This is a genomic window from Mesorhizobium sp. M4A.F.Ca.ET.050.02.1.1, assembly GCF_003997725.1.
Taxonomy (GTDB): Bacteria; Pseudomonadota; Alphaproteobacteria; order Rhizobiales; family Rhizobiaceae; genus Mesorhizobium.
In genome coordinates, this window is the sequence record NZ_RZSG01000723.1 from 1 (window position 1) to 3,073 (window position 3,073).

Annotated in this window: 5 protein-coding genes; 4 read left to right on the forward strand and 1 reads right to left on the reverse strand. The window is 63.3% G+C overall.

Going from position 1 to position 3,073, the window contains the following annotated elements:
* From EOA33_RS30010 to EOA33_RS30020, 3 genes are all read left to right on the forward strand, one after another.
* The coding region (locus tag EOA33_RS30010) for a methylmalonyl-CoA mutase family protein (protein ID WP_190234411.1) at window positions 1–829 on the forward strand (829 nt) is incomplete at its 5' end.
* A 71-nt stretch (window positions 830–900) separates the two neighbouring features.
* Window positions 901–1,122: an AbrB/MazE/SpoVT family DNA-binding domain-containing protein gene (locus EOA33_RS30015; RefSeq protein ID WP_126055797.1), complete on the forward strand. Its 222-nt coding sequence runs from the start codon at window positions 901–903 to the stop codon at window positions 1,120–1,122.
* The gene (locus EOA33_RS30020; protein ID WP_126055798.1) at window positions 1,119–1,508 is read left to right on the forward strand and encodes a type II toxin-antitoxin system death-on-curing family toxin; all 390 of its coding nucleotides are present in this window, start codon (window positions 1,119–1,121) and stop codon (window positions 1,506–1,508) included. The genes EOA33_RS30015 and EOA33_RS30020 overlap by 4 nt, the downstream gene beginning before the upstream one ends.
* Here EOA33_RS30020 and greA read toward each other — a convergent pair.
* Window positions 1,505–1,987 (reverse strand): transcription elongation factor GreA, encoded by a 483-nt coding sequence (gene greA / locus EOA33_RS30025; RefSeq protein WP_126055799.1) that lies wholly within the window; start codon window positions 1,985–1,987, stop codon window positions 1,505–1,507. The two genes, EOA33_RS30020 and greA, sit on opposite strands and share 4 nt — an antisense overlap.
* Window positions 1,988–2,090: 103 nt before the next feature.
* Between greA and EOA33_RS30030 the strand changes: the two genes are divergently transcribed.
* On the forward strand, window positions 2,091–3,073 hold a 983-nt coding region (locus EOA33_RS30030), incomplete at its 3' end, for a TIGR03808 family TAT-translocated repetitive protein (protein WP_127407293.1).

A 3,073-nucleotide genomic window follows, 5' to 3' on the forward strand; every position in this document is an offset into this window, starting at 1 on the left:
CAGCGAGGAAGCCGCCGCCCGCACCCAGGCGCGCATCGATTCCGGCGAGCAGACGCTGGTCGGCGTCAACGCGCATCGGCCTCAAACCGACATCGAGGTCGACGTGCTGAAGGTCGACAATGCCGAGGTCAAGGCCAGGCAGCTGGCGAAGCTGCAGCGGCTCAAAGGCACGCGCGATGTCGGCGCGGTCGACAGTGCGCTCGAAGCACTGACCCGCGCGGCGGAGAGCGGCGAGAACCTCTTGGAGTTCGCCATCCGCGCGGCGCGCGCCAACGCGACCGTCGGCGAGATATCGCTGGCGCTGGAGAAGGTTTTTGGGCGTCATGTCGCCTCGGTGCAGACGATCTCCGGCGTCTACCGCGATGCGCTCGGCGACAATCCGGCGGTCGACAGACTGCGGGACAAGATCGCGGCGTTCGAGAAGAAGTCCGGCAGCAAGCCGCGCATCCTGGTGGCCAAGATGGGCCAGGACGGCCACGACCGCGGCCAGAAGGTTATCGCCACTGCCTTTGCAGATCTCGGCTTCGACGTCACCGTCGGTCCGATGTTCCAGACGCCGGAGGAGATCGCCAAACTGGCGGTCCAGCACGACGTCGACATCATCGGCGCCTCCTCGCTCGCGGCCGGACACCTGACGCTGATCCCCCAGCTCAAGGAAGCCTTGAAGAAGCTCGGCCATGGCGACATGCTGATCGTCGCCGGCGGCGTCATCCCGCCGCAGGATTATGACGCCGTGCTAAGGGCGGGTGCGGCGGAAATCTTCCCGCCGGGCACGGTCATTCCCGAAGCGGCGGACAGGCTGATGGATCGGCTGCTGGCGGAAGGCTGAGCGCTGTTATAATTTCTGTTGTAACGCGGAGAAAATGGCGTTATAATTCACGTTACAACAAGGCATCTGTCATGAACACCACCATTCGCAAGATCGGCAATTCCGAAGGCGTTATCCTGCCGAAGGAACTCCTCGACCGCCTGAACATGAAGGCGGGCGACCAGCTCCAGATCGTTGAAACGGACAAGGGCATTGTCCTTGAACCGGTGGACGACAGCTTCGAGCGGCAGATGGAAGCCGCCCGCAAGGTCATGGACAAGTACAAGGTCGCGCTTCAGAAGCTCGCCGAATGAGCTGGGAGTTTCTGTCGCGTCGCGCCGTCGAAGCGATGCACGCCGAGCAGTCGCGCCGAAATGGCGGCGCGCAGGGTTTGAGAGACGAGAATGCGCTCGAATCCGCGCTCGCCCGTGCCGAGAACAAGGCCAACTATGGTGATCCGTCGATCGAGGAACTGGCGGCGGCCTACATCTTCGGCATTGCCGGGAACCACGCGTTTGTCGATGGCAACAAGCGCACTGCCATGGTGGCGGCTGGCGCGTTCCTAATCATCAATGGCTACGGCCTTACAGCCGACGACGGTACGATCTACGAATTCGTGATGGGGGTTGCGGCGGGCGAGATCAACGAGGAAGGCGCCGCGGCATTCTTCCGCGACCATGTGGTCAAGCTCGAGGACTAGCTTTCGGCCTTGTCCGAGAGCTTCGTGATCTCCCACTCCTTGCCGTTGACGCTCGCGACATCGCCAAGCTTCTTGCCGAACAGCGCGATGGCCATCGGCGAGACATGGGAAATGCTGCCCTTTGACGGGTCGGCCTCGTCCTCACCGACGATCTTCCAATGCACCTTCTTGCCGTCATCGCCTTCCAGCGTCACACCCATGCCGAAGCGCACCACTTCGCTACCCGGCTCCGGCACGGAAAGCTCGGCGCTCTCGCGCCTGGCGGTCCAGTAGCGCAGGTCGCGCGACACGACCGCAATGCGCTCGCGGTCCGCTCGTCTCTCGGCCTTGCCCAATTCGTCGCGCAGACCTTCGAGTTCCTGATCGATCATGGCCAGGCCGCGCTCCGTCACCAGGTTGCGATGCGGGCTGATCGGACGCTCGCCGATGCCGGCGATGGCGTTTTCGCTGTCTTCTTCGCGGGTAAAAGCTCTGCTCATCCAATGAACTTAGGCCCGGTGCCGCCTCTGTACAAGCCGTAGTCCGATGGCAGACCTGGCACGATTCCTGCGACAGGGATGGCAAACGCCAGGACCTGTGCCGATGTTGAACAGACGAACGCTGCTCGCCCAGACCGCCGGCTTTGCCATCGCAGGCCTTTGTGCTGGCAAAGCCTCGGCCAAGGTCCTGCCCGGCATCGAGAAGGCCTCGATGCGCGGTTCGATCAACGCCACCGAACTCGGCGTGCAGCCGGGCGCGCTTGACGACCAGAGCAAGGCCTTCACCAAGCTCCTCAATGACGCCAGCGAGCGCGATGCGCCGGTGTTTTTGCCGCAGGGCTCCTATGTCGTGTCCAACCTCAGGCTGCCAGCGCGCCTACGCCTTAGCGGCGTGCCGGGCGCCACGCGCATCGTCTATGGCGGCAACGGGCATCTGATGATGGCCGAGCAGGCCGAGCATATCGAACTCAGCGGGCTGGTGTTCGACGGCTCGAACCGCTGGCTGGCTGACTATGCGCAGGGTCTGCTTGATCTCCGCCGCGTCGGCCATCTCGTCATCGACAATTGCCAGGTTACCGGCAGCGGCAAGAACGGGCTGGCGCTGGAACATGTTTCGGGCCGAGTTGAGCGTTCCGATATTTCCGGCGCGGCGGACGCCGGCATCTATTCGGTCGAGGCCGGCGGGCTTGAGATCTCCGGCAACACCGTGTCCGACTGCGCCAATGGCGGCATCCTGGTGCACCGCTGGCAGCAAGCGGAAGACGGCACCACCGTCAGCGGCAACCGTGTCGAGCGCATAAGGGCCCGCAATGGCGGCACCGGCCAGAACGGCAACGGCATCAATGCCTTCCGCGCCGGCAATGTCGTCATCTCGGGCAACATCGTCTCGGACTGTGCCTTCTCGGCGATCCGCGCCAACAGTTCCAGCAATCTGCAGGTCATCGGCAACACCTGTTCGCGCTCGGGTGAGACGGCGCTCTATTCCGAATTCTCCTTCGAGGGCGCCATCATCGGCAACAACATCATCGACGGTGCGGCCAATGGCATTTCGATCGTCAATTTCAATGAAGGCGGCCGCATGGGTGT